19 protein-coding genes are annotated in these 23078 nt (G+C 73.5%); 12 read left to right on the top strand and 7 right to left on the bottom strand.

What is annotated here, in order from left to right:
• Nucleotides 1–8: 8 nt before the first annotated feature.
• Nucleotides 9–851: a DUF1206 domain-containing protein gene (locus ABIB37_RS05795; RefSeq protein WP_354257890.1), complete on the bottom strand. Its 843-nt coding sequence runs from the start codon at nucleotides 849–851 to the stop codon at nucleotides 9–11.
• A gap of 83 nt (nucleotides 852–934) precedes the next feature.
• On the opposite strand from ABIB37_RS05795, the gene ABIB37_RS05790 reads away from it, so the two are divergent.
• From ABIB37_RS05790 to ABIB37_RS05780, 3 genes are read left to right on the top strand one after another with little or no spacing between them, the layout of a single operon-like run.
• Nucleotides 935–3559, top strand: a complete 2625-nt coding sequence (locus ABIB37_RS05790) for a DUF4062 domain-containing protein (RefSeq protein ID WP_354257887.1) — start codon at nucleotides 935–937, stop codon at nucleotides 3557–3559.
• Nucleotides 3556–6186: an ATP-binding protein gene (locus tag ABIB37_RS05785; protein WP_354257884.1), complete on the top strand. Its 2631-nt coding sequence runs from the start codon at nucleotides 3556–3558 to the stop codon at nucleotides 6184–6186. Before ABIB37_RS05790 ends, ABIB37_RS05785 begins: the two co-directional genes overlap by 4 nt.
• Before the next feature lie 53 nt (nucleotides 6187–6239).
• The gene (locus ABIB37_RS05780; RefSeq protein ID WP_354257881.1) at nucleotides 6240–6926 is read left to right on the top strand and encodes a dienelactone hydrolase family protein; all 687 of its coding nucleotides are present in this window, start codon (nucleotides 6240–6242) and stop codon (nucleotides 6924–6926) included.
• A 47-nt stretch (nucleotides 6927–6973) separates the two neighbouring features.
• On the opposite strand, the gene ABIB37_RS05775 is transcribed toward ABIB37_RS05780, so the two are convergent.
• Complete coding sequence (locus ABIB37_RS05775; RefSeq protein ID WP_354257879.1) at nucleotides 6974–8095, bottom strand: carboxylate-amine ligase; 1122 nt, start codon at nucleotides 8093–8095, stop codon at nucleotides 6974–6976.
• A 108-nt stretch (nucleotides 8096–8203) separates the two neighbouring features.
• On the opposite strand from ABIB37_RS05775, the gene ku reads away from it, so the two are divergent.
• From ku to ABIB37_RS05760, 3 genes are all read left to right on the top strand, one after another.
• Entirely contained in the window at nucleotides 8204–9259 is a 1056-nt protein-coding gene (gene ku, locus ABIB37_RS05770; protein WP_354257876.1) for a non-homologous end joining protein Ku, read from the top strand.
• Between the two features lies 1 nt (nucleotide 9260).
• A complete protein-coding gene (locus ABIB37_RS05765) occupies nucleotides 9261–11744 on the top strand; it encodes an ATP-dependent DNA ligase (protein ID WP_354257873.1) in 2484 nt (827 codons plus the stop codon).
• A gap of 112 nt (nucleotides 11745–11856) precedes the next feature.
• Complete coding sequence (locus ABIB37_RS05760) at nucleotides 11857–13014, top strand: acyl-CoA dehydrogenase family protein (RefSeq protein WP_354257870.1); 1158 nt, start codon at nucleotides 11857–11859, stop codon at nucleotides 13012–13014.
• 38 nt (nucleotides 13015–13052) lie between these two features.
• Here the strand turns inward: ABIB37_RS05760 and ABIB37_RS05755 are convergent, their stop codons facing one another.
• Nucleotides 13053–13580 (bottom strand): DinB family protein, encoded by a 528-nt coding sequence (locus tag ABIB37_RS05755; RefSeq protein ID WP_354257867.1) that lies wholly within the window; start codon nucleotides 13578–13580, stop codon nucleotides 13053–13055.
• A 129-nt stretch (nucleotides 13581–13709) separates the two neighbouring features.
• Between ABIB37_RS05755 and ABIB37_RS05750 the strand changes: the two genes are divergently transcribed.
• From ABIB37_RS05750 to ABIB37_RS05725, 6 genes are all read left to right on the top strand, one after another.
• A complete protein-coding gene (locus tag ABIB37_RS05750; RefSeq protein WP_354257864.1) occupies nucleotides 13710–13862 on the top strand; it encodes a hypothetical protein in 153 nt (50 codons plus the stop codon).
• Nucleotides 13863–13964: 102 nt separating this feature from the next.
• On the top strand, nucleotides 13965–15149 hold the full coding sequence (locus tag ABIB37_RS05745; protein ID WP_354257861.1) for a thiolase family protein: 1185 nt from the start codon (nucleotides 13965–13967) through the stop codon (nucleotides 15147–15149).
• Between the two features lie 127 nt (nucleotides 15150–15276).
• A complete protein-coding gene (locus tag ABIB37_RS05740; protein ID WP_354257858.1) occupies nucleotides 15277–16017 on the top strand; it encodes an enoyl-CoA hydratase/isomerase family protein in 741 nt (246 codons plus the stop codon).
• Complete coding sequence (locus ABIB37_RS05735; protein ID WP_354257856.1) at nucleotides 16014–16889, top strand: 3-hydroxyacyl-CoA dehydrogenase family protein; 876 nt, start codon at nucleotides 16014–16016, stop codon at nucleotides 16887–16889. Before ABIB37_RS05740 ends, ABIB37_RS05735 begins: the two co-directional genes overlap by 4 nt.
• Before the next feature lie 58 nt (nucleotides 16890–16947).
• Nucleotides 16948–19056 (top strand): phenylacetic acid degradation bifunctional protein PaaZ, encoded by a 2109-nt coding sequence (gene paaZ, locus ABIB37_RS05730; protein WP_354257853.1) that lies wholly within the window; start codon nucleotides 16948–16950, stop codon nucleotides 19054–19056.
• A 121-nt stretch (nucleotides 19057–19177) separates the two neighbouring features.
• A complete protein-coding gene (locus ABIB37_RS05725) occupies nucleotides 19178–19582 on the top strand; it encodes a nuclear transport factor 2 family protein (protein ID WP_354257850.1) in 405 nt (134 codons plus the stop codon).
• A 78-nt stretch (nucleotides 19583–19660) separates the two neighbouring features.
• On the opposite strand, the gene ABIB37_RS05720 is transcribed toward ABIB37_RS05725, so the two are convergent.
• From ABIB37_RS05720 to paaK, 4 genes are all read right to left on the bottom strand, one after another.
• Nucleotides 19661–20371 carry a transglycosylase family protein gene (locus ABIB37_RS05720; protein WP_354257847.1) on the bottom strand — a complete coding sequence of 237 codons (711 nt, stop codon included), beginning with the start codon at nucleotides 20369–20371 and terminating at the stop codon, nucleotides 19661–19663.
• Nucleotides 20372–20487: 116 nt separating this feature from the next.
• Nucleotides 20488–21015, bottom strand: a complete 528-nt coding sequence (locus tag ABIB37_RS05715) for a nucleotidyltransferase domain-containing protein (protein WP_354257844.1) — start codon at nucleotides 21013–21015, stop codon at nucleotides 20488–20490.
• A gap of 4 nt (nucleotides 21016–21019) precedes the next feature.
• A complete protein-coding gene (locus ABIB37_RS05710) occupies nucleotides 21020–21631 on the bottom strand; it encodes a TetR/AcrR family transcriptional regulator (RefSeq protein ID WP_354257841.1) in 612 nt (203 codons plus the stop codon).
• A 58-nt stretch (nucleotides 21632–21689) separates the two neighbouring features.
• Entirely contained in the window at nucleotides 21690–23030 is a 1341-nt protein-coding gene (gene paaK / locus ABIB37_RS05705; protein ID WP_354257838.1) for a phenylacetate--CoA ligase PaaK, read from the bottom strand.
• Nucleotides 23031–23078: the final 48 nt, after the last annotated feature.

Here is a 23078-nt window from a genome sequence, read left to right as displayed (position 1 = left end):
CCGCCGGTTCAGCGCGACCAGAGGCCGCGGGCGAAGCAGTAGACGCCGTAGAGCATGAGCCCGACCGCGATGGCGATCAGCGCGATCACGCCGCCCGGCACGGTCGTGAGCGACTGGAGCGCGCCATCGAGGCCGCCGGCCTCCTCGGGGTCGTGCCGCACCGCCGCGATCACGAAGAGCGCGCCCACGATGACGATCGCGACGCCCTTCGCGATGTAGCCGGCGGTCCCGAGCACGTCGACGAGGCGGCGCCAGCGGGCGGGCGGCGCGACGTCCTCGCGGAACTTGCGCTTGGCGCCCTTGACGACGAAGTAGACGCCGATGGCTGCGATGCCCGCGCCGATGAGCCCGACGAGCAGCGCACCGAAGCGGTTCGACATGAGCTGCGCCGAGAACGACTCGGTCTGCGACTCGCCGTCCGAGGTGCCGCCGGTCGCGACGACGAGCGCGGTGGCGCCCACGACGGCGTAGGCCACGCCGCGCCCGGCCTCCTTGAGCGCGTCCTTCCACCCGCGGCGCGATGCGGCCACCGCCGCGACGAAGGCGAGCAGCGCGAGCGCGATCAGCGCGAGCCCGACCGCCCACAGCGCGATGGCGCCGGGCGGCGACTCCTTGATCGCCTGCATGGCGCCGGACTGATCGGCCGAGCCGCTGCCGCCGAACGCGACGCCGAGCGCGATCGCGCCGATCGCGAAGTGCACGATGCCGTTGGCGATCTGGCCGGCGCCCGTGACCCAGTCGGCTGCGCGATGCCGCTCGGCACCCGCTGCCGCATCCTGCGCCTTGTCGGTCGCCCTGCCAGCCGCGTCCTTGGCCGACGCCGCGGCGCTCGACCGCCCATCTCGGTTCATGACCCCACGCTAACGCTCAAGAGTGTCGATGGTTTCTCATCAAGGATCTGGCGTCCGCGTCGCGTCGGGGCCAAGATGTGGCCATGACCGGCGCCCACCGGCCCGTGATCCGCACCCCAGACCAGCGGCTCCGGGTGTTCGTGAGCTCGACGCTCCGTGAGCTCGCAGAGGAGCGCCGTGCCGCCAGGGCGGCGATCGAGCGCATCCGGCTCGCGCCCGTCATGTTCGAGCTGGGAGCGCGACCGCATCCGCCCCGCGCGCTCTACCGCTCCTACCTGTCGCAGAGCGACGTGTTCGTCGGCATCTACGCCGACAGCTACGGCTGGGTCGCGCCCGACGAGGAGGTCTCGGGGCTCGAGGACGAGTACAACCTCGCGCCGCCGGAGATGCCGAAGCTCATCTACATCCGCGCCTCCGAGCACCGCGAGCCGCGGCTCGAGGAGCTGATCGCGCGCATCCGCGAGGACGACTCCGCCGCCTACCTGCCGTTCGAGTCGGCCGCCGAGCTCGAGGAGAAGGTCTCGAACGACCTCGCGACGCTGCTCGCCGAGCGCTTCGACGAGTCGAAGCTGCAGCCGCGGGGCGGCGCGGAGGAGATCCCGCCGACCCCCGAGTCGCGCATCCCCGTCCCCCCGACGACGACGATCGGCCGCGAGCGCGAGATCGCGGAGGTGCGGGAGCTGTTCGAGCGCGGCACGAAGCTCGTGAGCCTCATCGGCCCTGGCGGCATCGGCAAGAGCCGGCTCGCGATCGAGGTCGCGCAGAGCACCGCCGACCTGTTCCCCGACGGCCGCTACTTCCTGCCGCTCGAGGGGGTGTTCGAGCCCGGGCTGCTCGTGCCCACGATCGCCTACGTGCTCGGCATCCGCGACACCGGCGAGGCGGCGCTCGAGGAGCGCATCGCACGTGCGCTGGCCGGCCGGCGCGTGCTGCTCGTGCTCGACAACTTCGAGCAGATCGTCGAGGCGGCACCGCTGCTCGTGCGGCTCTTCGCGGTGGCCCCGACGGTGTCGCTGCTCGTCACGAGCCGCACCGTGCTGCGGATCCGCGGCGAGCGCGTCTACGACGTCAAGGCGCTCGCGGTGCCCGACGCCGTCGCGCGAGCCGGCCCCGAGCGCGTGCGGCGATCCCCCGCCGGCGCGCTGTTCGTCGACCGCGCGCAGGCCGTGAAGCCCGACTTCGAGCTGAACGACGAGAACGCGGCGGCCGTCTCGGACATCTGCCGGCGGCTCGAGGGCCTGCCGCTCGCGATCGAGCTCGCAGCGGCGAAGGTGCGGCTGCTCACCCCGCGGGGCATCGCGCAGCGGCTCGAGCAGAGCCTGCCGCTGCTCACGGCTGCCGCCCGCGACCTGCCCAGCCGGCACCGCACGATGCGCGCCACGATCGACTGGAGCGTGAGCCTGCTGCCGCCCGAGCAGCGGGCGATGCTCGAGGACCTCGGCGTCTTCGCGCGCCAGTTCACGCTCGAGGCGGTCGAGGCGCTCGGCGAGGGCCGCCCGTGGGAGGGGCAGGCGATCGACGGCATCGCGGCGCTCGTCGACGCCTCGCTCGTGAAGCAGGCCGAGATCGGCGGCCGCTCGGTGCTCTCGCTGCTCGCGGTCGTGCGCGAGTACGCGCTCGGGCAGCTCAAGGAGCACGGCGAGGCGGGGCGGATGCGCGCGGCGCACGCCGACTACTACAGCGCCCTGGTCGCGGCGGTCGCCCCGGGCCTGCGCGGCGCGGGCCAGGGCGACGCGGTCGTGCAGCTCGGCCTCGAGCTGCCGAACCTGCGCGCGGCCGTGCGCCACCTCGTGCACATCAACCGGCTCGACGACGCGGGCGACTTCGCGTGGCGGCTGCTCGTCTACTGGTGGATCGCGGGCTTCTTCGGCGAGGTGCGGGTCTGGATGCTCGAGCTGCTCGGCAAGGACACCCCCATCACGCCGCACACCCGGGCGGTCGCGTGGTTCTTCTCGCTCTGGAGCGAGATGTGGCAGCACCCGACCGAGGAGGTCGTCGCCGGTCTCGGCGAGTGCGTGCGCCTGTTCACCGAGAGCGAGGACGGCGACGCCGCGGCGATGGCCGTCGCCGCGCGGGCGACCGCGCGCCTGCAGCTGCCGCTGCCCGACCTCGACACCGCCGAGCGCGAGCTGCGGGAGGCCGTGGAGCGGCTGCGGGAGCTCGGCAACCCCTGGGCGGAGGCGATCACGGAGGTCTCCCGCGGCCGCCTCGCCTGGCTCCGCGGCCTCACCGACGACGCGCAGTCGTGCTTCGACCGGGCGACCGAGGTCGCCGAGTCGGTCGGCGACCTCTTCACGGTCTCCGTCGCGGGCAACCACCAGGCGCGCCTGCAGCTCGTGCGCGGCGAGATCGACGCGGCGGAGGCGGGCTGCGTGCGCACGCTGCTCGTCTCGGTGCGGCTGCACTTCGAGGAGGGCGTCGCGTACGCCCTCGAGGGGCTCTGCGCCGTGGCGGCTGCGCGCGGCGAGGCGGAGCGCGCGGGCACGCTGTGGGCGGTCGCCGACGGCATCCGCCAGCGCATCGGCGTCTTCGACGCGGAGGCGTTCACCGTGCACATGCCGCAGCTCGACGCCATCCGGGCGACGGAGCCGCAGGGCGTCGCCGCCGGCGAGCGGCACGGCCGCGACCTGAGCGTCGCCGAGGCCATCGCCCTCGCGCTGCCGGAGCAGGAGCGCGAGCGGATCGCTCCCGCGCTGGCGAGCTGGTGAGCGACGGCGGCCGGGCGCGCATCCGGACACCCGACCAGCGGCTGCGCGTCTTCGTGTCGTCGACGCTCCGCGAGCTCGAGGCCGAGCGGCGAGCGGTGCGCAGCGCGATCGAGCAGCTGCGACTGGCGCCGGTGATGTTCGAGCTCGGCGCGAGGCCGCACCCGCCCCGGGACCTCTACCGCGCCTACCTCGAGCAGAGCGACGTCTTCGTCGGCATCTACGCCGAGCGCTACGGGTGGGTCGCGCCGGGCGAGGACGTCTCGGGCCTCGAGGACGAGTACCGGCTCGCGCGGCCGTCGATGCCCCGGCTCATCTACCTGCGCGAGGGCGCGACGCGGGAGCCGCGGCTCGACGAGCTCATCGAGCGCATCCAGGCGGATGACACGGCCTCCTACAAGACGTACCGGTCGCCGGACGACCTCGCCGAGCTCGTCGAGGCCGACCTCGCCACGCTGCTCGCCGAGCGGTTCGACGCCGCCGTCCGCCCGGCGCCGGCGCCCGATGCCCCAGGCTCAGCGGCCCTCGACCTGCTCGCGGCCCGCATCCCCTCGCCGTACACGCGGCTCATCGGCAGGGAGCGCGAGGTCCGGGATGCGCTCGCGCTGCTCGCAGACCGCGGCACCCGGCTCGTCACGCTCCTCGGACCGGGCGGCATCGGCAAGAGCCGGCTCGCGATCGCCGTCGCCGAGGCCGCCGCGCAGGACCGCGACCGGTTCCCCGACGGCGCCGCGTTCGTGCCGCTCGAGAACGTGCTCGAGCCCGCGCTGCTGCTGCCCGCGATCGGCGCCGCCATCGGCGTGCGAGACACCGGCGAGCTGCCGCTCGAGGAGCGGCTCGCGATCGCGCTCCGCGGGCGCCGCATGCTGTTCGTGCTCGACAACTTCGAGCAGCTCGTCGCCGCCGCGCCGATCGTCGTGCGGCTGTTCACGATCGCGCCGGATGCGTCGTTCCTGGTGACGAGCCGGGCCGTGCTGCGCGTGCGCGGCGAGCGCGTCGTCGAGGTGCCGCCGCTCGCGACGCACGACCCGGCGTCGCCCGACTCGATCGCGCGAGCGCGCTCCTCCCCCGCCGTCGAGCTGCTCGTCGAGCGGGCGCACGCGGTCAAGCCCGACTTCGAGGTCACCGACGCGAACGTCGAGGCGATCGTGGGCATCTGCCGCGTGCTCGAGGGCATCCCGCTCGCGATCGAGCTCGCGGCGGCGCGGATGCGCGTGCTCACGCCTGCCGGCATCCTGCAGCGGCTCGACCACCAGCTGCCGCTGCTCGTCGACGCGTCGCGGGACCTGCCGCCGCGGCAGCGCACGCTCCGCTCCACGATCGAGTGGTCGACCGGTCTGCTGACCGAACCGGAGCGGCGGGTGCTGCGTGACCTGTCGGTCTTCTCGCCCGGCTTCACGCTCGAGTCGATCGAGGCGCTCGGTGAGGGGCGCGGCTGGGACGCCGACGTCATGGCCGTGCTCGAGACGCTCGTCGACAGCTCGCTGCTGCGACAGGAGGACATGGGCGGCGAGCCGGTGTTCTCGATGCTCGCCACCGTGCGGGAGCACGGCGTCGAGCGACTGCGCGAGGCCGGCGACGAGCAGGCCGCCCGGGACGCGCACGCCGCCGTCTACCTCGAGCTCGCGCGGCGCGAGGGGCGCGGGCTCGGCTTCAGCCAGCAGGTCGGCGCGGTCGCGCGCCTGAACCTCGAGCGCGGCAACCTCCGCACGGCGGTGCGGCACCTCACGAGCGGGGGTGATGTCGAGACCGCCGCCGACATGGCGTGGCGGCTGTTCCTCTACTGGTGGGTGGGCGAGTTCCTCATCGAGGTCGCGATGTGGATGGACGAGGTGGTGGCGAGCCCGCCCGGCTCCGTCTCACCGCGCGCGACCGCGATCGCCACCTTCTACGTGTCGTGGCGCGACATGTGGCTCGCACCGTCCCACGAGATCCCGACGGCCCTGCTCGGCGCCGCGCAGGCCTTCGTCGACAGCGGCGACGAGCTCGGCGCCACCATGGCGGTCGCGACCGCCGGGCTCGCCGAGATCAACACCGCCGACCCCGACATCGCGCAGGCCTCGGCATGGCTGCAGGATGGCGCGCGCCGGTTCCGCGAGCTCGGCGCCGGCTGGGGCGAGTCGCTCGCGCTCGTCGCGCTCGGGCGCATCTCGGTGCTCACCGGCGACCTCGAGGCCGCGACCGCCGACTTCCGGCGAGCGGTGGAGGCCGCGGTCGGCAGCGGCGACCGGTTCACGGCGAGCGTCGCCAGGCATCACCTCGGACGGGCGCTGCTGCTGAGCGGCTCGCCCGACGACGCGGAGCCGCTGTTCCTCGACGCCGTCGCGACCTCCGTGGGACTCCGGCATGAAGAGGGCATCGCCTACGGCATCGAGGGGCTCGCGGCCATCGCCGCGGCGCGCGACGACGTCGACCGCGCAGGCGTGCTCGCCGGTGCGGCCGCCGCCATCCGTGCCCGCACCGCCGTCTTCGACGCGCCCGCCTTCGTCTTCCACACCCGCTACCTCGACGAGCTCGCCAGCCGGGGTGACGCCGAGCGCCTGCGCGCCGCCGAGCAGCGCGGGCGCGACTACGGCGCGTTCGAGGCGGCCGAGTACGCGCTCACCGGAGGCATGGCGACGGGATCCTGATCGGCTCGCCCTGCGGCGTCGGCTAGCGTGGCCGCACCGACCGAGGGAGCAGCATGCGCGAGTCCAGCGACGAGTCCGGCACGGCGACCACCTGGCACGGCGAGGAGGGCGAACCGCTCGTCGTGCTCGCGCACGACTGGAACGGCCGACTGCCGTGGATCGACGAGCTCGCCGCTCGGCTGGCGACGGAGGGCTACCGCGTGGCGGTGCCGGACCTCTTCGCCGGTCGCACCACGACCGACGACGACGAGGCCGGCGAGCTGCTGCGGGAGCGCCTCGACGACCTGCCGGGAGCCCTCCACCTCGTCAGCGAGGCGATCGGCGAGGCGCGGGCGCTCGGCAGCACGAGTGCGGCGATCGTCGGCTTCTCGATGGGCGCCACGATCGCGCTCGCCTACGCCGCGCAGGGGTCGCTCGACGCGGTCGTCGCCTACTACGGCACGACCCGCGGCACCGTGACGCCGCGGGTGCCGGTGCTGTTCCAGCTGGCCGAGACCGACGACTGGACCGGGCGGGAGTCGCCCGAGGAGCTGCAGGCCCGGCTCACGACCGAGGGCTTCGACGGCATCGAGGTGCGCCACTACGAGGGCGCCGTGCACGGCTTCCAGAACGCGCAGATCGAGCGCCGGTTCTCCGCGGACGCATCGGCTGCGGCCTGGTCGTCGACGCTCGCGTTCCTCGACGCCCACCTGCGCCCCGCCGCGTCGTCGTCGACGCCGCCGGTCGCGCCGGTCGAGTAGCGCTCGGCGCCCGATCCCGACGGCGCAGCCCGCGGCGGCGCAGCGGGCTACGCGGCGACAGGGGGCGCGAAGCTCGTGCGCAGCAGCCGCTCGAGCGCCGGCACGCCCTCCGCGAGCGCCGCGCGCTGCCGCGCGGCTCCGTTCCCCTCGGCGCGGAGCCGCGCGATGAGCGCCTCGACGCGATCGCGGTCGCCCGATGCGTCGAGCGCGGGACGCACCGCGTCGAGCATGCGCTCGATCACGTGCCGGGCGGGCGCGATCGACGCGGTCACCGGGTCGACGAGCACGTCGTCGAGCCCGTGGCGCGCGGCGTGCCACACCGCGGCGTCGAGGTGCTCGGCGTGGGCGGCCGCCGCCGCGTGCGGCAGGTCGCCGGCGGCTGCCGACTCCACGAGGGCGCGGGCCAGCAGGGCAGCCCCCACCGTCTCGTCGGCGGTCAGCTGCGCGTCGAACACGCGCAGCTCGATCGTCGGGTAGCGCTCGGCCAGCCGCATCATCCAGAAGATCGACGACCGATCGAGCGTCGCGCCGAGGCCGACGAGGGCGCGCACGCGCCGGTCGTAGTCGGCCGCATCCGCGAACGCCGGCGGCACCGACGCCGTCGTGAAGCGGCGCCCCACGATGGTGCGCCAGCTCGCGAAGCCGGTGTCGACGCCGCCGAAGCACGGGGAGTTGGCGGTGAGGGCGAGCAGCGGCGCGAGCCAGGGCCGCAGCGCGCGCATCACGGCGACCCCCTCCTCGCGCGACGAGACGGCGACGTGCACGTGCAGCCCCTGGATGCGGTGGTCGGGATGGATGGCGCCCAGCTCCTGCGCGAATCGCGCGTACCGCTCCCCCGCGCCGGTGGCCGACCGGCCGGCGCCGTACGCGGTGCCGGAGCTCGCGGCCAGCAGTCCGCGGCGCGCGACCGCGCCGGCGACCGCGCGCCGGAACTCGCGCACCACCCGGTCGGCCGCATCCGCGTCGGCGAGCACGGGCGACGAGAACTCGACCTGCGCGCGGAGGTACTCGTGGGTGATCCAGTGCACGTCGGCATCGGAGTGCTCGAGCTCGGCGATCACCTCGTCGGCGATGTCGACCGGCGCGAGCGAGCCCGGCTCGAGCAGGATCACCTCCTCCTCGACGCCGAACGTGCGAGGGGCGCGCCGCGCAGGATGCTGCAGGGTCATGCGCGGATCATCCCCCCGCACCCTGGATGCCGACCGCACGTGCGAGCGCGATCGACTCCCAGGCTCGGGGGCTGGTGGAAGTCCAGGTGGATCGTGGAAAGTGAGCACATGCGCGCGATCTGGAAGGGCTCGATCACCTTCGGGCTGGTCAATGTGCCCGTGAAGCTCTACTCGGCGACCGAGGAGCACGACCTGCAGCTGCACCAGGTGCACGACGCCGACGGCGGGCGGATCCGGTACGAGCGCAAGTGCGAGGTGTGCGGCAAGAAGATCGCGTACGAGCACATCGACAAGGCGTACGACGACGGCGAGCAGACCGTCGTGCTGACCGGCGAGGACCTCGAGGCGCTGCCGGCAGAGCGCAGCCGCGAGATCGAGGTGCTCGAGTTCGTGCCCAACGAGCAGATCGACCCGATCCTGTTCGAGCGCAGCTACTACCTCGAGCCCGACTCCAAGAGCCCGAAGGCCTACGTGCTGCTGCGCCGCGTGCTCGAGGAGACCGAGCGCACCGCGGTCGTGCGCATCTCGCTGCGGCAGCGCACGCGGCTCGCGACGATGCGGGTGCGCGACGACGTGCTGCTCGTGCAGACCATCCGCTGGTCCGACGAGGTGCGGGCGGCCGAGTTCTCGGCGCTCGACGACGACGTCACGGTCGGCAAGCGCGAGATGGACCTCGCCCGCTCGATCGTGCGCGACCTCGAGGCCGACTTCGAGCCGGAGCAGTACGTCGACGAGTACCAGGAGCAGCTGCGCACCCTCGTCGAGGCGAAGCTCGAGCAGGGCGACGCGCTCAACACCGCCGCGACCTTCGGCGAGACCGAGGAGGACGAGGGCGCCGAGGTGATCGACCTGCTCGAGGCGCTGCAGCGCTCCGTCGAGAAGCGCAAGGGGTCGAGCGCGAAGGCCGACGCGGAGGACGACGCGGAAGACGAGGGCACGGACGAGGCTCCCGCGAAGGACGCGCCGGCGAAGCGCACGTCGAGGTCGACGGCAACGAAGTCCACGGCCACGAAGACGGCCGCGGCCAAGAAGCCGGCCGCGAAGAAGCCCGCCGCGAAGTCCACGGCGACGAAGACTGCGGCAACGAAGCCCGCGGCGAAGACAGCCGCAGCCAAGAAGCCGGCGGCGAAGTCCACGGCCGCGAGCAAGCGGAAGTCCGCCTGAGGTGGCGGCGGCCGATCGCATCGTCGTCGGCGGGAGGAGCCTGCGCTTCTCCAACCCCGACAAGGTGCTGTATCCGTCGACCGGCACGACCAAGCGCGACGTGCTCGAGTACGTGCTCCGCGCATCCGGGCCGCTCATCGCGCACGCCGGCGGCCGCCCCGTCACCCGCAAGCGCTGGGTCGAGGGGGTCGGCACCGAGCAGCAGCCGGGGCAGGTCTTCTTCCAGAAGACGCTCGAGCGGGGCGCGCCGGACTGGATCCAGACGGTCGAGCTGCAGCACTCGACCGGGCCGAAGCAGTACCCGGTGCTCTCCGAGCCGGCCGCGCTCGCGTGGATGGCGCAGATGGGCGCGCTCGAGCTGCACGTGCCGCAGTGGCGCATGCTCGACGGCGACCGGCAGAACCCCGACCGGCTCGTGCTCGACCTCGACCCCGGCGAGGGCGCCGACCTCGACGACTGCGCGCAGGTGGCGCTCTGGGTGCGCGAGCTGCTCGAGGACATCGGCCTGCACCCCGTGCCGCTCACGAGCGGCTCCAAGGGCATCCACATGTACGCGCGGCTCGACGGCACGGTGACGAGCGAGCAGGCGAGCGAGGTCGCGCACCAGCTCGCCCGCTCGCTCGAGGCGATGCATCCCGAGCTCATCGTCAGCGACATGAAGAAGTCGCTGCGCACCGGCAAGGTGCTGCTCGACTGGAGCCAGAACTCCGGCTCCAAGACGACGGTCGCGCCCTACTCGCTGCGCGGCCGGCTGCTGCCGACCGTCGCCGCCCCGCGCACGTGGGAGGAGGTCGAGGCCGGCGGCCTGCAGCAGCTGGAGTACACCGAGGTGCTCGAGCGGCTCGAGCGCGACGGCGACCTGATCGCCTCGCTCGACCCGCCGCCCGACCGGCTCGCGAAGTACCGCGGCATGCGCTCGGCGCACCGCACGCCCGAGCCCGTCCCCGCCGAGCCGCCCACCTCGACCGACGGGCGCTCGTGGGTCGTGCAGAAGCACCGGGCGAGCAGGCTGCACTACGACTTCCGGCTCGAGCAGGACGGCGTGCTCGTGTCGTGGGCCGTGCCGAAGGGTCTGCCGTCCACCCCGAAGCAGAACCGCCTGGGCGTGCAGACCGAGGACCACCCGCTCGAGTACGGCTCGTTCGAGGGCACGATCCCGAAGGGCGAGTACGGCGCCGGCACGGTCCAGATCTGGGATGCGGGCACGTACGAGCTCGAGAAGTGGCGCGACGACGAGGTGATCGCGACGCTGCACGGCCGGCCCGACGGCGGTCTCGGCGGCGACCCGTACCGGTTCGCGCTCATCCGCACCGACGCCGACAAGCGGCAGTGGCTCGTGCACCGGATGAAGGAGCAGGACGCCGAGCGCGACGCGCGGCTGAAGGGCTACGCGCCGTCGAAGGCGGCCGCGGCGCGCGAGGCGCAGGGCGAGGCTGGGGATGCCGACGTCGATGCAGAGGCCGACACGGCCGCGGCCGCGGCGCCCCCCAAGCGTCGGCTCGGCAAGAAGCTCGGCTCCGGGCGCTCGAAGGGCGACCGCGTGACCGACCTGCGGCCGATGCTCGCGTCGCTCAGCGACGCATCCGCCATCGACGACGAGCGGGAGTGGTCGTTCGAGGTGAAGTGGGACGGCTGGCGCGTGATCGTCGAGCGCAGCGGCACGACCGTGCGGCTGCTGAGCCGCAACGGCCGCGACCTGTCCGGTGCGTTCCCCGACCTCGTGGAGGCGGTGCCGACCGCGGTCGGGACGGATGCGGTGCTCGACGGCGAGATCGTCATCCTGAAGCGCGGCGCGGCCGACTTCGAGGCGCTGCAGGACCGCGGCGGGCTCAGCGGGCGGCAGGCGGCGCGGGCCGCGAAGGCGCGGCCTGCGACGATCATGCTCTTCGACCTGCTCGAGGAGGAGGGCGAGCGGCTCCTCGACGAGCGGCTCGACGACCGGCAGTCGCGGCTCGACGCCCTCGTGCACGAGAGCGCGCGCGTGAAGATCTCGAAGCCGCTGCGCGGATCGCTCGAGCGGATCCTCGAGGTGACGGCCGAGCGCGGGCTCGAGGGCGTGATGGCGAAGCGGCACGACAGCCGCTACCGGCCGGGCAAGCGGAGCGACGACTGGCGCAAGCTCAAGCACCAGCAGATGGAGGAGGTCGTCGTCATCGGCTGGCTCGAGGGCAACGGGTCGCTCGCCGGCACCGTCGGCTCGCTCGTGCTCGCGCGACCGGGCGAGGGCGGACGGCTGCAGTACGCCGGCCGCGTCGGCTCGGGATTCTCGGGAGCCGACCGCGACCGGCTGCGCGACCAGCTGCGGCCGCGGAGGACGACGCCCGCAGTCGACGGCGTACCCGCCGACGTCGTGAAGAAGGTGCGCTGGGTGCGCGCGGCGGTCGGCGAGGTGGAGCACGCCGAGCGCACGACGTCCGGCGCCCTGCGGCACCCGGTCTGGCGCGGCCTCCGCGCCGACAAGGCGGTCGCCGACCTCGCGGTCTAGCCCCTTCCCTCCGCTGGTCGAGCACCAGCCGCCCACCTTGCTGGTCGAGTAGCAGCCGACGAAGTCGGCCGCGTATCGAGACCACCCCTCCCCGCCTGCCAGACTCCCTCCCATGACCACGGACCTCCTCGACATCGCCTCGCTGCTCAGCGACGAGGAGCGCGCCGTGCAGTCGCGCGTCCGCGCGCTCGTCGACCGCGAGGTCAAGCCGCACATCGCCGACTGGTTCGAGCGCGGCCACTTCCCGCGCGAGCTCGTGCCGGCGCTCGCCGCCGAGGGGCTGCTCGGCATGCACCTCACCGGCCACGGATGCGCCGGCCGCAGCGCCGTCGAGTACGGCCTCGCGATGGCGGAGCTCGAGGCCGGCGACAGCGGCATCCGCACGTTCGTCTCGGTGCAGGGATCGCTCGCGATGACGGCGATCGCCAAGCACGGCTCCGACGCGCAGCGCGAGGCGTGGCTGCCGCGCATGGCCGCCGGCTCGGCGATCGGCTGCTTCGCGCTCACCGAGCCGGATGCCGGCAGCGACCCCGGCGCGATGCGCACGGTCGCGCGCCGCGACGGCGACGACTGGATCCTCGACGGCACGAAGCGCTGGATCGGCCTCGCGTCGATCGCCGACATCGCCGTCGTCTGGGCGCAGACCGACGAGGGGGTGCGCGGCTTCCTCGTCGAGACGGCCTCGCCTGGCTTCACCGCGACGCCGATCGCGCCGAAGCTGTCGATGCGGGCGTCGATCCAGTGCGACATCGCGCTCGACGGCGTGCGGGTGCCCGAGTCGATGCGGCTGCCGGACGCCCGCGGGTTGCGGGCGCCGTTCGAGTGCCTGAGCGAGGCGCGCTTCGGGATCGCGTGGGGTGCGCTCGGCGCCGCGCGTGACGCGCTGGAGACGACGCTCGCCTACGTCGGCGAGCGCGAGGTCTTCGGCCGCCCGCTCGCGGGCATGCAGCTGACGCAGGCCAGGCTCGCCGAGATGGTGCTCGCGCTGCAGCAGGCGCAGCTGCTCGCGCTGCACCTCGGGCGGCGCAAGGACGCCGGGCTCCTGCGTCCGCACGAGATCTCGATGGGCAAGCTCGCCTCCTGCCGCGCGGCGATCGACATCTGCCGCGAGGCGCGGGCGCTGCTGGGCGGCAACGGCATCACGCTCGACCTCTCCCCCATGCGGCACGCAGCCAACCTCGAGAGCGTGCGCACCTACGAGGGCACCGACGAGGTGCACACGCTCGTGATCGGGCAGACGCTGACGGGGCTGAGCGCGTTCCGCGGCTGAGCGCGGCACTGCCGATCGACGAGCGGAGGGCCGAGCGGCTACGCGGCGAGCGGCCGCACGTCGTGCACGTGGTGCTCGAGATCGTGTAGCGCGTAGACCAGCAGCGTCTCGACCGTGAAGACGGAGCCGTTCGATCGCCTGCCCGGTCGCTCCCACGCATCCGCATGCACCGCATCCGCCGCGCTCGCGAAGGCCGCCGCGGCGAGGTCGAGCTCGACCGCCACGTGCTCGGGCTGCTGGCTCGCGTAGTCGCCGTCGATCGCCGCGCGATCCTGGTCCCAGTTCGCGAACTCGGGGTCGTCCTCGGCGAGCAGCTGCTCGAGCCGGCCGTGCATGACCCCGCAGACGTCGCGCACGTGCGCGCCGTACTCGAGCGGCGACCAGGTGGCGTCGTCGGGTCGCGTGGTCACCGCTGCACCGTGCAGGCGCGCGTGCATCGCCGCGGCCGCCGCCCGGACGCGCGCGCCGAGCGCGTCGCGCTCCGCCGCGGCGGGGTCGAACCCGCACTCGTCGCAGCGCTCGCGGAGCACCCACGTCCAGTCCTTCGTGTCGGGCTCGATCGGCATGGGTCGAGCATGGCACGGGCGGCGCGACCGACGGCGATCATCCCGCAGGATGACCCGCGCGCGACCGCGGGAGGACGCGGCGGGACGGCACCGATCCATAGCGTCGGAGGCGACGAAGAGGAGCCCACCATGTCGCTGTTCGCCCTGCTCGGGACGCTCGCCCAGATCGCCCTCACGGTGCTCGCGCTCGCGGCCGCCACGATGCTCGTCCTCGGCCTCGCCGTCGCCGCGGTCGTCTGGCTCTCCGGCTCCCGACCCACGCGGCAGCCGCGCCGCAGCTGACGCGGCGCCCGGCGCGGTTGCGACGGCATCCGACGGGGCCTACGCTATTCCTGAACGATCGGTCACTAATTCACGACCGTTGACGACGCAGTCAGGAGTCCCATGCCCGAGGCCTTCCTCATCGGCGGCGCTCGAACGCCGGTCGGACGCTACGGCGGCGCGCTCGCGAGCGTGCGCCCGGACGACCTCGCGGCCCTCGTGCTCGGCGAGGCGGTCAGCCGCGCGGGCATCGACCCCGCGCTGATCGACGAGGTCATCCTGGGCGGGGCCAACCAGGCGGGCGAGGACAACCGCAACGTCGCGCGCATGGCCGTGCTGCTGGCCGACCTGCCCGACTCCGTGCCGGGCATCACCGTGAACCGGCTCTGCGCATCCGGGATGTCGGCGATCATCATGGCGTCGCAGATGATCCGCTCGGGCGACGCCGACATCGTCGTCGCCGGCGGCGTCGAGTCGATGACGCGGGCGCCCTGGGTGCAGGCGAAGCCCGAGAAGCCGTGGGCGAAGCCTGGCGAGGCGTTCGACACCTCGATCGGCTGGCGGTTCGCCAACCCCAAGCTGCTCGCGCGCGACAAGGCGACCTACGCGATGCCGGAGACGGCCGAGGAGGTCGCTCGCGTCGACGGCATCACCCGCGCCGAGGCCGACGCCTTCGCGCTGCGCTCGCACGAGCGGGCGATCGCCGCCATCGACGCCGGGCGGTTCGCCGACGAGATCGTCGCGGTGCCCACCAAGCGCGGCGACGTCGTGGTCGACGAGGGCCCGCGCCGCGACACGACGCTCGAGCGGCTCGCAGCGCTGCGGCCCGTCGTCGCGGGCGGCTCGGTCGTCACCGCGGGCAACGCGTCGTCGCTCAACGACGGCGCCTCGGCGATCGTGGTGGCGAGCGAGGATGCCGTGCGTCGCTTCGGGCTGACGCCGCGCGCCCGCATCGTGGGCAGCGCGAGCGCGGGCCTCGCGCCCGAGATCATGGGCCTCGGCCCGGTGCCGGCGACCGAGAAGCTGCTCGCGCGCACGGGACTCACGATCGACGACATCGCCGCGGTCGAGCTCAACGAGGCCTTCGCGACCCAGTCGCTCGCGGTCATCCGCCGGCTCGGGCTCGACGGCACGATCGTCAACGCCGACGGCGGGGCGATCGCGCTCGGGCATCCGCTCGGCTCGTCGGGTGCGCGCCTCGTCGTCACGCTGCTCGGCCGAATGGAGCGCGAGGGCGCGCGCCGCGGCCTCGCGACGATGTGCGTGGGCGTCGGCCAGGGCACCTCGATCATCCTGGAGCGCCCGTGACTCCCGTTCGCCCCTTCGCTGGTCGAGTAGGACGGCGGAGCCGCCCGTATCGAGACCTGAGCCGGGTCTCGTCTCGATACGCGCCCTTCGGGTGCTACTCGACGACCGGTGCATGGGCGGGGCGCGCATGAGCGGGGGGCTGCGGGTCGAGGAGCGCGAGCGCTTCGTGCTCGCGACGCTCGACCGGCCCGAGAAGCGCAACGCGATCGACCAGGAGCTCATCGACGCCCTGCACCGGCTCTGCGCCCGCCTCGAGGTCGAGCGCCGCACGCTCGTCATCACCGGTTCCGGCGGCACCTTCGCGGCCGGCGCCGACATCGCGCAGCTCCGCGAGCGCCGCGCGACCGACGCCCTCGCCGGCATCAACACCCGCTGCTTCCAGCGCATCCGCGCGCTGCCGATGCCCGTGATCGCCGTGCTCGACGGCTATGCGCTCGGCGGCGGCGCCGAGCTCGCCTATGCCGCCGACATCCGCATCGGCACGCCGTCGCTGAAGATCGGCAACCCGGAGACCGGCCTCGGCATCATCGCCGCCGCGGGCGCCACCTGGCGCCTCAAGGAGATCGTCGGCGAGGCGCTCGCGAGCGAGGTGCTGCTGGCCGGCCGCGTGCTCGGCGCCGACGAGGCGCTCGCCGCCGGCCTCGTCTCGGACGTGCTCGAGCCGGAGGCGGCGCTCGCCCGCGCCGCCGAGCTCGCCGACCGCATCGCCGCCCTCGACCCCGCGGCCACGCAGGCGACGAAGCGCGCGCTGCTCGCCCCCGCGAGCGCGCATCCCGAGATCGACCTCGCCGAGCAGGCGGTGCTCTTCGAGAGCCCCGAGAAGCACCGGCGCATGACCGCGTTCCTCGAGCGGAAGGCCACGCGATGACCGACACGACGGATGCCACGGTCGGCGCGGGCGCGCCCGAGCGCGTCGGCGTGCTCGGCGGCGGCCGCATGGGCGCCGGCATCGCGCACGCGTTCGTACTCGCCGGCAGCCAGGTCGTCGTGGTCGAGCGCGACGCCGACGCGGCGCACGCCGCCGACGAGCGGGTGCGGGCGAGCCTCGCGAAGAGCGTCGAGCGCGGCTGGGCCGAGCCGCTCGACGACCTGACCGGCCGCATCCGCGTCGCCACCGACGTCAGCGCCTTCGCCGACGCCGACCTCGTCATCGAGGCGGTGCCCGAGGACGAGGCGCTCAAGGCCGAGGCGCTCGCCCGCGTCGAGGCCGTCCTGCACGACCGCGCGGCCCTCGCGAGCAACACCTCGTCGATCTCGATCGGCAGGCTCGCCGCGGCGCTCGAGCGCCCCGCCCGCTTCCTCGGGCTGCACTTCTTCAACCCGGTCCCGGCGTCGACGCTCGTCGAGATCGTGCTCGGCGACGACACGGACCCGCGCCTCGCGAACGACGCGCGCGCGTGGGTCGAGGCGATCGGCAAGGCGCCGGTGACCGTCCACGACGCGCCGGGCTTCGCGAGCTCGCGGCTCGGCGTCGCGATCGGCCTCGAGGCCATCCGGATGGTCGAGGAGGGCGTCGCGAGCCCCGGCGACATCGACCTCGCGATGGAGCTCGGCTACAAGCACCCGACCGGACCGCTCCGCACGACCGACATCGTCGGGCTCGACGTGCGGCTCGGCATCGCCGAGCAGCTGCACCGCGAGCTCGGCCCGCGCTTCGAGCCGCCCGCGCTGCTGCGCCAGATGGTCGCGGAGGGCCGGCTCGGCAAGAAGAGCGGCCGCGGCTTCTACGACTGGACCTGACCCGCTGGTCGAGGCGCCGCCGCTCGCGGCACCTCGAGACCATCCCCGACGACGACAGATGGAGACGACGATGTCCGACCTCATGACCCGCACCCGCATCCTGCCCAGCTACGTCCAGGACGGCTGGTGGGAGCCGACCGGCGACGTCGCGAGCGACGCCGCGGTCGTGCGCGACGCCTCCACGGGCGAGGAGGTCGTGCGCGTCTCGACGACGGGACTCGACCTCGCGGCCGCGCTCGAGCACGCCCGCACCGTCGGCCAGCACAGCCTCGCGCCGCTCACCTTCCACCAGCGCGCGATCCTGCTGAAGCGGATGGCGCTCGCGCTCACCGAGCGCAAGGGCGAGCTGTACGAGCTCTCGAGCCGCACGGGCGCGACGAAGAACGACTCGTGGGTCGACATCGACGGCGGCATCGGCGTGCTCTTCACCTACTCGTCGAAGGGCCGCCGCGAGATGCCGCAGTCGACGATCTACCTCGACGGCCCGGTCGAGCAGCTCTCGAAGGACGGCTCGTTCCTCGCCCGCCACATCTGCACGACGCTCCCCGGCGTCGCGGTGCAGATCAACGCCTTCAACTTCCCCGTCTGGGGTGCGCTCGAGAAGCTCGCCCCCGCGTTCCTGGCCGGCATGCCGACGCTCATCAAGCCCGCGACGCCCACCGGCTACGTCGCCGAGCACATGGTGCGCATCCTCGCCGAGTCGGGCCTGCTGCCCGCGGGCGCGATCCAGCTCGTCTCCGGCTCCGCTCGCGACCTGCTCGACCACCTGCGCCTCGGCGACACCGTGAGCTTCACCGGCTCCGCGTCGACCGCCGCAGGCCTCCGCCTCCACGACGCGGTGCAGACCCACGGCGTGCGCTTCACCGTCGAGACCGACTCGATCAACGCATCCGTCCTCGGGCCCGACGCCGAGCCCGGCACCCCCGAGTTCGACGCGTTCGTGCGCGGCGTGGTCACCGAGATGACCGCGAAGGCGGGCCAGAAGTGCACCGCCATCCGCCGCGCGATCGTGCCGACCGGCATGACGGATGCGGTGGCCGACGCCGTCCGCGAGCGCATCGCCGCGAAGGTGGTCGTCGGCGACCCGCGCGCGGAGGGCGTGACGATGGGACCGCTCGCGTCGACCGAGCAGCGCGACGAGGTGCTCAAGCAGGTCATGAAGCTGCGCGAGGGCGGCGGCCAGATCGTCGTCGGCGGCGACGCCGGCCACGTGACGCTCGCCGACGGCTCACTCGGCGAGGCGGCAGACGGGGCGTTCGTCGCCCCGACGCTGCTCGCGTTCCGCGACCCGGAGTCGGAGGCCCTGCACGAGATCGAGGCGTTCGGCCCTGTCTCGTCGCTCGTCGAGTACGGCAGCCCGGAGCAGGCGGCCGAGATCGTCGCGCGCGGCGGCGGTTCGCTCGTGACATCCGTCGCATCCCACGACCCGGTGTTCGTCGCCGAGCTCACGCGCCGCATCGCGCCCCACAACGGCCGCATCCTGCTGCTGGACCGCGACGACGCGCGCGCCTCGACCGGGCACGGCTCGCCGCTGCCGATGCTCGTGCACGGCGGCCCCGGCCGCGCCGGCGGCGGCGAGGAGCTGGGCGGCATCCGCTCGGTGCTCCACCACATGCAGCGCACCGCCATCCAGGGCAGCCCGACCATGCTCACCGCGCTCACCGGCGTCTGGCACCGGGGCGCCGCCGCGTCGACGGATGCGCCCCACCCGTTCCGCAAGTCGCTCGCCGAGCTGCGCATCGGCGACCAGGTCGTCTCGGAGCGCCGCGTGATCACGCTCGACGACATCGAGCACTTCGCCGACTTCACCGGCGACCTCTTCTACGCCCACATGGACCAGGAGGCGGCTGAGGCGAACCCCTTCTTCCCGGGTCGCGTAGCGCACGGCTACCTGCTGCTGTCGTTCGCGGCGGGGCTCTTCGTCGAGCCGGCGCCGGGCCCCGTGCTCGCGAACACCGGTCTCGACAACCTCCGCTTCATGACGCCCGTCTCCCCGGGCGACTCGCTGCGGGTCACGCTCACGGCGAAGCAGATCACGCCGCGCGAGACCGACCCCTACGGCGAGGTGCGGTGGGATGCGGTGCTCACCAACCAGGACGACGAGACGGTCGCGCAGTACGACCTGCTGACCTACGTCGCGAAGGAGCAGGAGCAGCCCGCGGGCTGAGTCCTCCCCGCGAAGTCGGGCCTGCCGCCCGGGGCCCGGAAGGAGGACGATGCGCCTTGCCGGAGGTGCACGACGACCGACGGATGTCGCGGCCGTGCCCTCCGTCGCAAGGAGGTGCACCGTGGACGGTGCGAGGCGCAACGCGCAGAACGAGGCCGTGATCGAGCGGCTCATCGCGTGCATCAACGACCGGGACATCGACGTGATGGACGAGCTGTTCGCCGAGGACAGCGTCATGGACTGGCCGCAGTCGGGCGAGCGGGTGATCGGCGGCGACGCGCGCCGTGCGATCTACCGCGCGTTCCCGCAGCTGCCGACCATCACGCCGCGGCGGCTGCTGAGCTCCGGCGACCTCGTGGTCGCCGAGGCGACGCTCGACTACGGCGGCCCGGTCTACAAGACGGTCTTCGTCTTCGAGCTGCGCGACGGCCGGATCGCCCGGGAGACGGCCTACTGGAGCGAGCCGTTCGACCCGCCCGCGTGGCGCTCGCAGTGGGTGCAGCTGGCGTCCGATCCGCCCGGCTGACCTGCGCCGAGCGCCTTCCGGTACCGAGTGGTCGGTCGCGTCAGCCGCGGACGACCATCCGGTACCGGAAGCAGGCTGCTACTCGGCCGGCAGGACGAGCTGCTGGCCGACCTGGATGACGTCGGGGTCGGCGACCGTCGCCTGGTTCACGGCGAAGAGCCCGAGCCAGCCGCTGTCGACGCCCTGCGCGGTGGCGATCGCCGAGAGCGAGTCGCCCGCGACGACCGTGTACGTCACGTCGGAGGGCTGCACGTCGGGCAGCTGCTGCGCGGGGGCGGCAGCGGGGGCGGCCGCCGGTGCGGCGGCGGGCGCGGCAGCGGCCGGCGCAGCGGCGGGAGCCTGCTGCTGGGCCGGTGCGGGCGCCGCCTGCTCGGGCGCGGGGGCAGGTGCCGCCTGGCGCGGCTCCGCGGCGCCGCTCGCGCCGATCTGCGCCGAGCACGAGGGCCATGCGCCCCAGCCCTGCCCGGCGAGCGTGTTCTCGGCCACGCGGATCTGCTCCTCGCGCGACGCGTCGGCGGGGTTGCCGCTGCCGCCGTAGGCCTGCCAGGTCGAGAGCGAGAACTGCAGCCCGCCGTAGTAGCCGTTGCCGGTGTTGATCGACCAGTTGCCGCTCGACTCGCACTGCGCGAGCGCGTCCCAGGTCGAGTCCGATGCCGCGTTCGCGGCGGTCGGCACGAGCACGGCGCCCGCGACGGTCGCGACGCCGGTGGCGACGAGCCCCGCGATCGCGCGCTTGGATCGGCGGGCGCGGGTGCCGGCGGTGATGCCGGACGTAGTGTGCTTGCTCACGATGAACTCCAGGGCCCCGTCTCGCGCACGCAGAGCGCGCGACCGCCCGACCGGAAGGATTGGATTCGATGGCACGAAGGACTCTCGGGGCGGATGCGACGGCCGTCCTTCGCGGTTCAGGTCGTCCACGCTACCCCATTGTCACGATTCGATAACGATCCCGTCGGGTTCGGCGCGGCCTCCAGCGATCTGAGCACTTCCAGGTCATGCCGGTCGACCGCCCGCAGCTCGTAGCCCTCGCGCAGCGCGATGAGCCGCGCGGCGTCGGCCACCACCAGGGGGAAGCCCGCCACGCGGCCGATCGTGCGCGACGCGACGGGATGCACGATCGAGCCGCCGTCCAGCAGCGCCTGGACGCCGTCGCCGTTCGGCTCGAGGCGCATCGGGTGCAGGTCGACCGCCCGGCCGTCCGCGCGCAGCTCGACGCGCACGGGCAGCCAGTCCTCCGCCACGCGGTAGCCGTCGTGCTCGAGCCAGGCGACGGCATCCGCGACCGCCGCCGCGTCGAGGAACACGTCGAGATCCCGGTGCGGCCGCGTCTGCCGGCCGACCAGCGCATCCACCGCCCAGCCGCCGTTGCACTGGTAGACGACGCCGCGCGCCGCGAGCCACGCGGCGATGCGCGCGACCTCGGAGCCCTCCATGCGTCTAGAGCGAGGAGGGCTCGCGCAGTCCGGTGCGGACGAGCTCGAGCACCGAATCGGCGAGCTGCTCCGGCGTGATGGAGCCGCCCGGCCGGTACCACTCGGCGATCGAGTTCACCATGCCGAACGTCAGGCGCTCGGCGATGCGCGGATCCATGTCGGGGCGCAGCGTGCCCTCGTCGCGCGACGCCTCGAAGAGCAGCCGCAGCTTGCGGTCGATCTCGCGCCGGCGGCGCATCGCCTCGAGCTCGATCGGGGTGTTGCCGCGCAGGCGCAGCAGCAGCGTCACGAAGGGCTTCCGCTCGCACAGCACGAGCACGGCACCGCGCACGACGTAGCGGATGCGGTCGACCACCGGACCCGACGTCGCCTCCGGCGCGTCGAAGACCGCCTCGAGCGCGTCGAGCGCCTGGGCGAGCGCCACCTCGAGCATCTGCTCCTTCGAGGCGAAGTGGTGGTAGATCGCCGACTTCGACAGCCCGAGCCGCTCGGCGATGACGCCGAGCGACGTCGCGTCGTAGCCGCGCTCGTTGAACGCCGCGACGACCACCTCGAGCATCGAGTCGCGGTCGTAGCCCGGGCGGCCGCGGCGGGCGGGCTCGGCGGTGGCGGTCATCGATCCATCCTCCAGCATCGGGCGTGGTCTCGATACGCGGCCGGGCTCCGCCCGGCTGCTACTCGACCACCGCAGCGGACTCGCGCAGGTCGTAGACGCGCTTGTACTTGCCCTCCGAGCGCGGCAGCGACCCGGTCGGCACGACCTCGACGTCGACGGTCGTGCCGATCCGCTCCTTCACGCGCAGCTTGAGCACCTCGGCGGCCGCGGTGGAGACGACCGGCTTGAGCCCGGGCGTGCACTCGATCTTCACGACCAGCCCGTCCATGCGCCCGCGCTTCACGAGCTCGAGGATGAAGTGCGGCGTCAGGTGCTCGATCTCGAGCACGATCTCCTCGATCTGCGTCGGGAAGACGTTGACGCCGCGGATGATGAGCATGTCGTCGTTGCGGCCGGTGATCTTCTCGATGCGGCGCATGGTCGACTGCGCCGAGCCGGGCAGCAGCCGCGTCAGGTCGCGCGTGCGGTAGCGCAGCACCGGGAAGGCCTGCTTCGTGAGCGACGTGAAGACGAGCTCGCCCATCTCGCCGTCGGGCAGCTGCCGACCGGTCTCGCCGTCGATCACCTCGGGCAGGAAGTGGTCCTCCCAGATCGTCGGCCCGTCCTTCGTCGTCGCGAACTCGCTGCCGACGCCCGGGCCCATGACCTCCGACAGCCCGTAGATGTCGACCGCGTCGATGCCCATCCGGCGCTCGAGCTCGTGCCGCATCTCGTTCGTCCACGGCTCGGCGCCGCAGATCGCGACCTTGAGCGACGTCTCGCGCGGGTCGAGCCCCGCGTCCTCGAACGCATCCGCGATCGTCAGCAGGTACGAGGGCGTGCACATGATCGCGTCGGGCTCGAAGTCGCGGATGAGCTGCACCTGTCGCGCCGTCTGCCCGCCCGAGACGGGGATGACGGTCGCGCCGAGCCGCTCGATGCCCGCGTGCGCGCCCTGGCCGCCGGTGAAGAGGCCGTAGCCGTAGGCGTTGTGCACCTTCATGCCCGGTCGCACGCCCGCCGCGCGCAGCGAGCGCGCGACGACCTCGGCCCAGACCTCGAGGTCGGCCTTCGTGTAGCCGACGACGGTCGGGCGGCCGGTCGTGCCGGACGACGCGTGGATGCGCGCGACCTCGGCCATCGGCACCGCGAACATGCCGAACGGGTACGACGCCCGCAGGTCCTCCTTCGTGGTGAAGGGCAGCAGCTGCAGGTCGTCGAGCGAGCGGATGTCGTCGGGCGTCACCCCGGCCTCGTCGAGCTTCCGCGTGTAGGTCGGCACGTTCGCGTAGGCGTGGCGCACCGTCTGCTGGAGCCGCTCGAGCTGCAGGGCGCGCAGCTCGTCGAGCGAGAGCCGCTCGCCGGCGTCTCGCAGATCCGGGTCGCGGAGGTCATCGGATGCGGTGGTCTGGTCGAGCATCGTCGCTCTCTTTCCTCGTGCTTGGTGGTGCCGAGCTTCCCTCTACTG

It is taken from the genome of Agrococcus sp. UYP10 (assembly GCF_040547205.1).
GTDB classification, from domain to species: domain Bacteria; phylum Actinomycetota; class Actinomycetes; order Actinomycetales; family Microbacteriaceae; genus Agrococcus; species Agrococcus jenensis.
This window is presented reverse-complemented; position numbering and strand designations above follow the sequence as displayed.

Excerpts from the sequence above, each read along its gene's own strand:
- ABIB37_RS05775 (WP_354257879.1), bottom strand. The coding sequence starts at position 8,095 with ATGACCCTGCAGCATCCTGCGCGGCGCGCCCCTCGCACGTTCGGCGTC.
- ABIB37_RS05715 (WP_354257844.1), bottom strand. The coding sequence starts at position 21,015 with ATGGAGGGCTCCGAGGTCGCGCGCATCGCCGCGTGGCTCGCGGCGCGC.
- ABIB37_RS05740 (WP_354257858.1), top strand. The coding sequence starts at position 15,277 with ATGAGCGGGGGGCTGCGGGTCGAGGAGCGCGAGCGCTTCGTGCTCGCG.
- ABIB37_RS05745 (WP_354257861.1), top strand. The coding sequence starts at position 13,965 with ATGCCCGAGGCCTTCCTCATCGGCGGCGCTCGAACGCCGGTCGGACGC.
- ku (WP_354257876.1), top strand. The coding sequence starts at position 8,204 with ATGCGCGCGATCTGGAAGGGCTCGATCACCTTCGGGCTGGTCAATGTG.
- ABIB37_RS05760 (WP_354257870.1), top strand. The coding sequence starts at position 11,857 with ATGACCACGGACCTCCTCGACATCGCCTCGCTGCTCAGCGACGAGGAG.
- ABIB37_RS05795 (WP_354257890.1), bottom strand. The coding sequence starts at position 851 with ATGAACCGAGATGGGCGGTCGAGCGCCGCGGCGTCGGCCAAGGACGCG.
- ABIB37_RS05780 (WP_354257881.1), top strand. The coding sequence starts at position 6,240 with ATGCGCGAGTCCAGCGACGAGTCCGGCACGGCGACCACCTGGCACGGC.
- ABIB37_RS05735 (WP_354257856.1), top strand. The coding sequence starts at position 16,014 with ATGACCGACACGACGGATGCCACGGTCGGCGCGGGCGCGCCCGAGCGC.
- ABIB37_RS05750 (WP_354257864.1), top strand. The coding sequence starts at position 13,710 with ATGTCGCTGTTCGCCCTGCTCGGGACGCTCGCCCAGATCGCCCTCACG.
- ABIB37_RS05710 (WP_354257841.1), bottom strand. The coding sequence starts at position 21,631 with ATGACCGCCACCGCCGAGCCCGCCCGCCGCGGCCGCCCGGGCTACGAC.
- paaK (WP_354257838.1), bottom strand. The coding sequence starts at position 23,030 with ATGCTCGACCAGACCACCGCATCCGATGACCTCCGCGACCCGGATCTG.
- ABIB37_RS05790 (WP_354257887.1), top strand. The coding sequence starts at position 935 with ATGACCGGCGCCCACCGGCCCGTGATCCGCACCCCAGACCAGCGGCTC.
- paaZ (WP_354257853.1), top strand. The coding sequence starts at position 16,948 with ATGGAGACGACGATGTCCGACCTCATGACCCGCACCCGCATCCTGCCC.
- ABIB37_RS05755 (WP_354257867.1), bottom strand. The coding sequence starts at position 13,580 with ATGCCGATCGAGCCCGACACGAAGGACTGGACGTGGGTGCTCCGCGAG.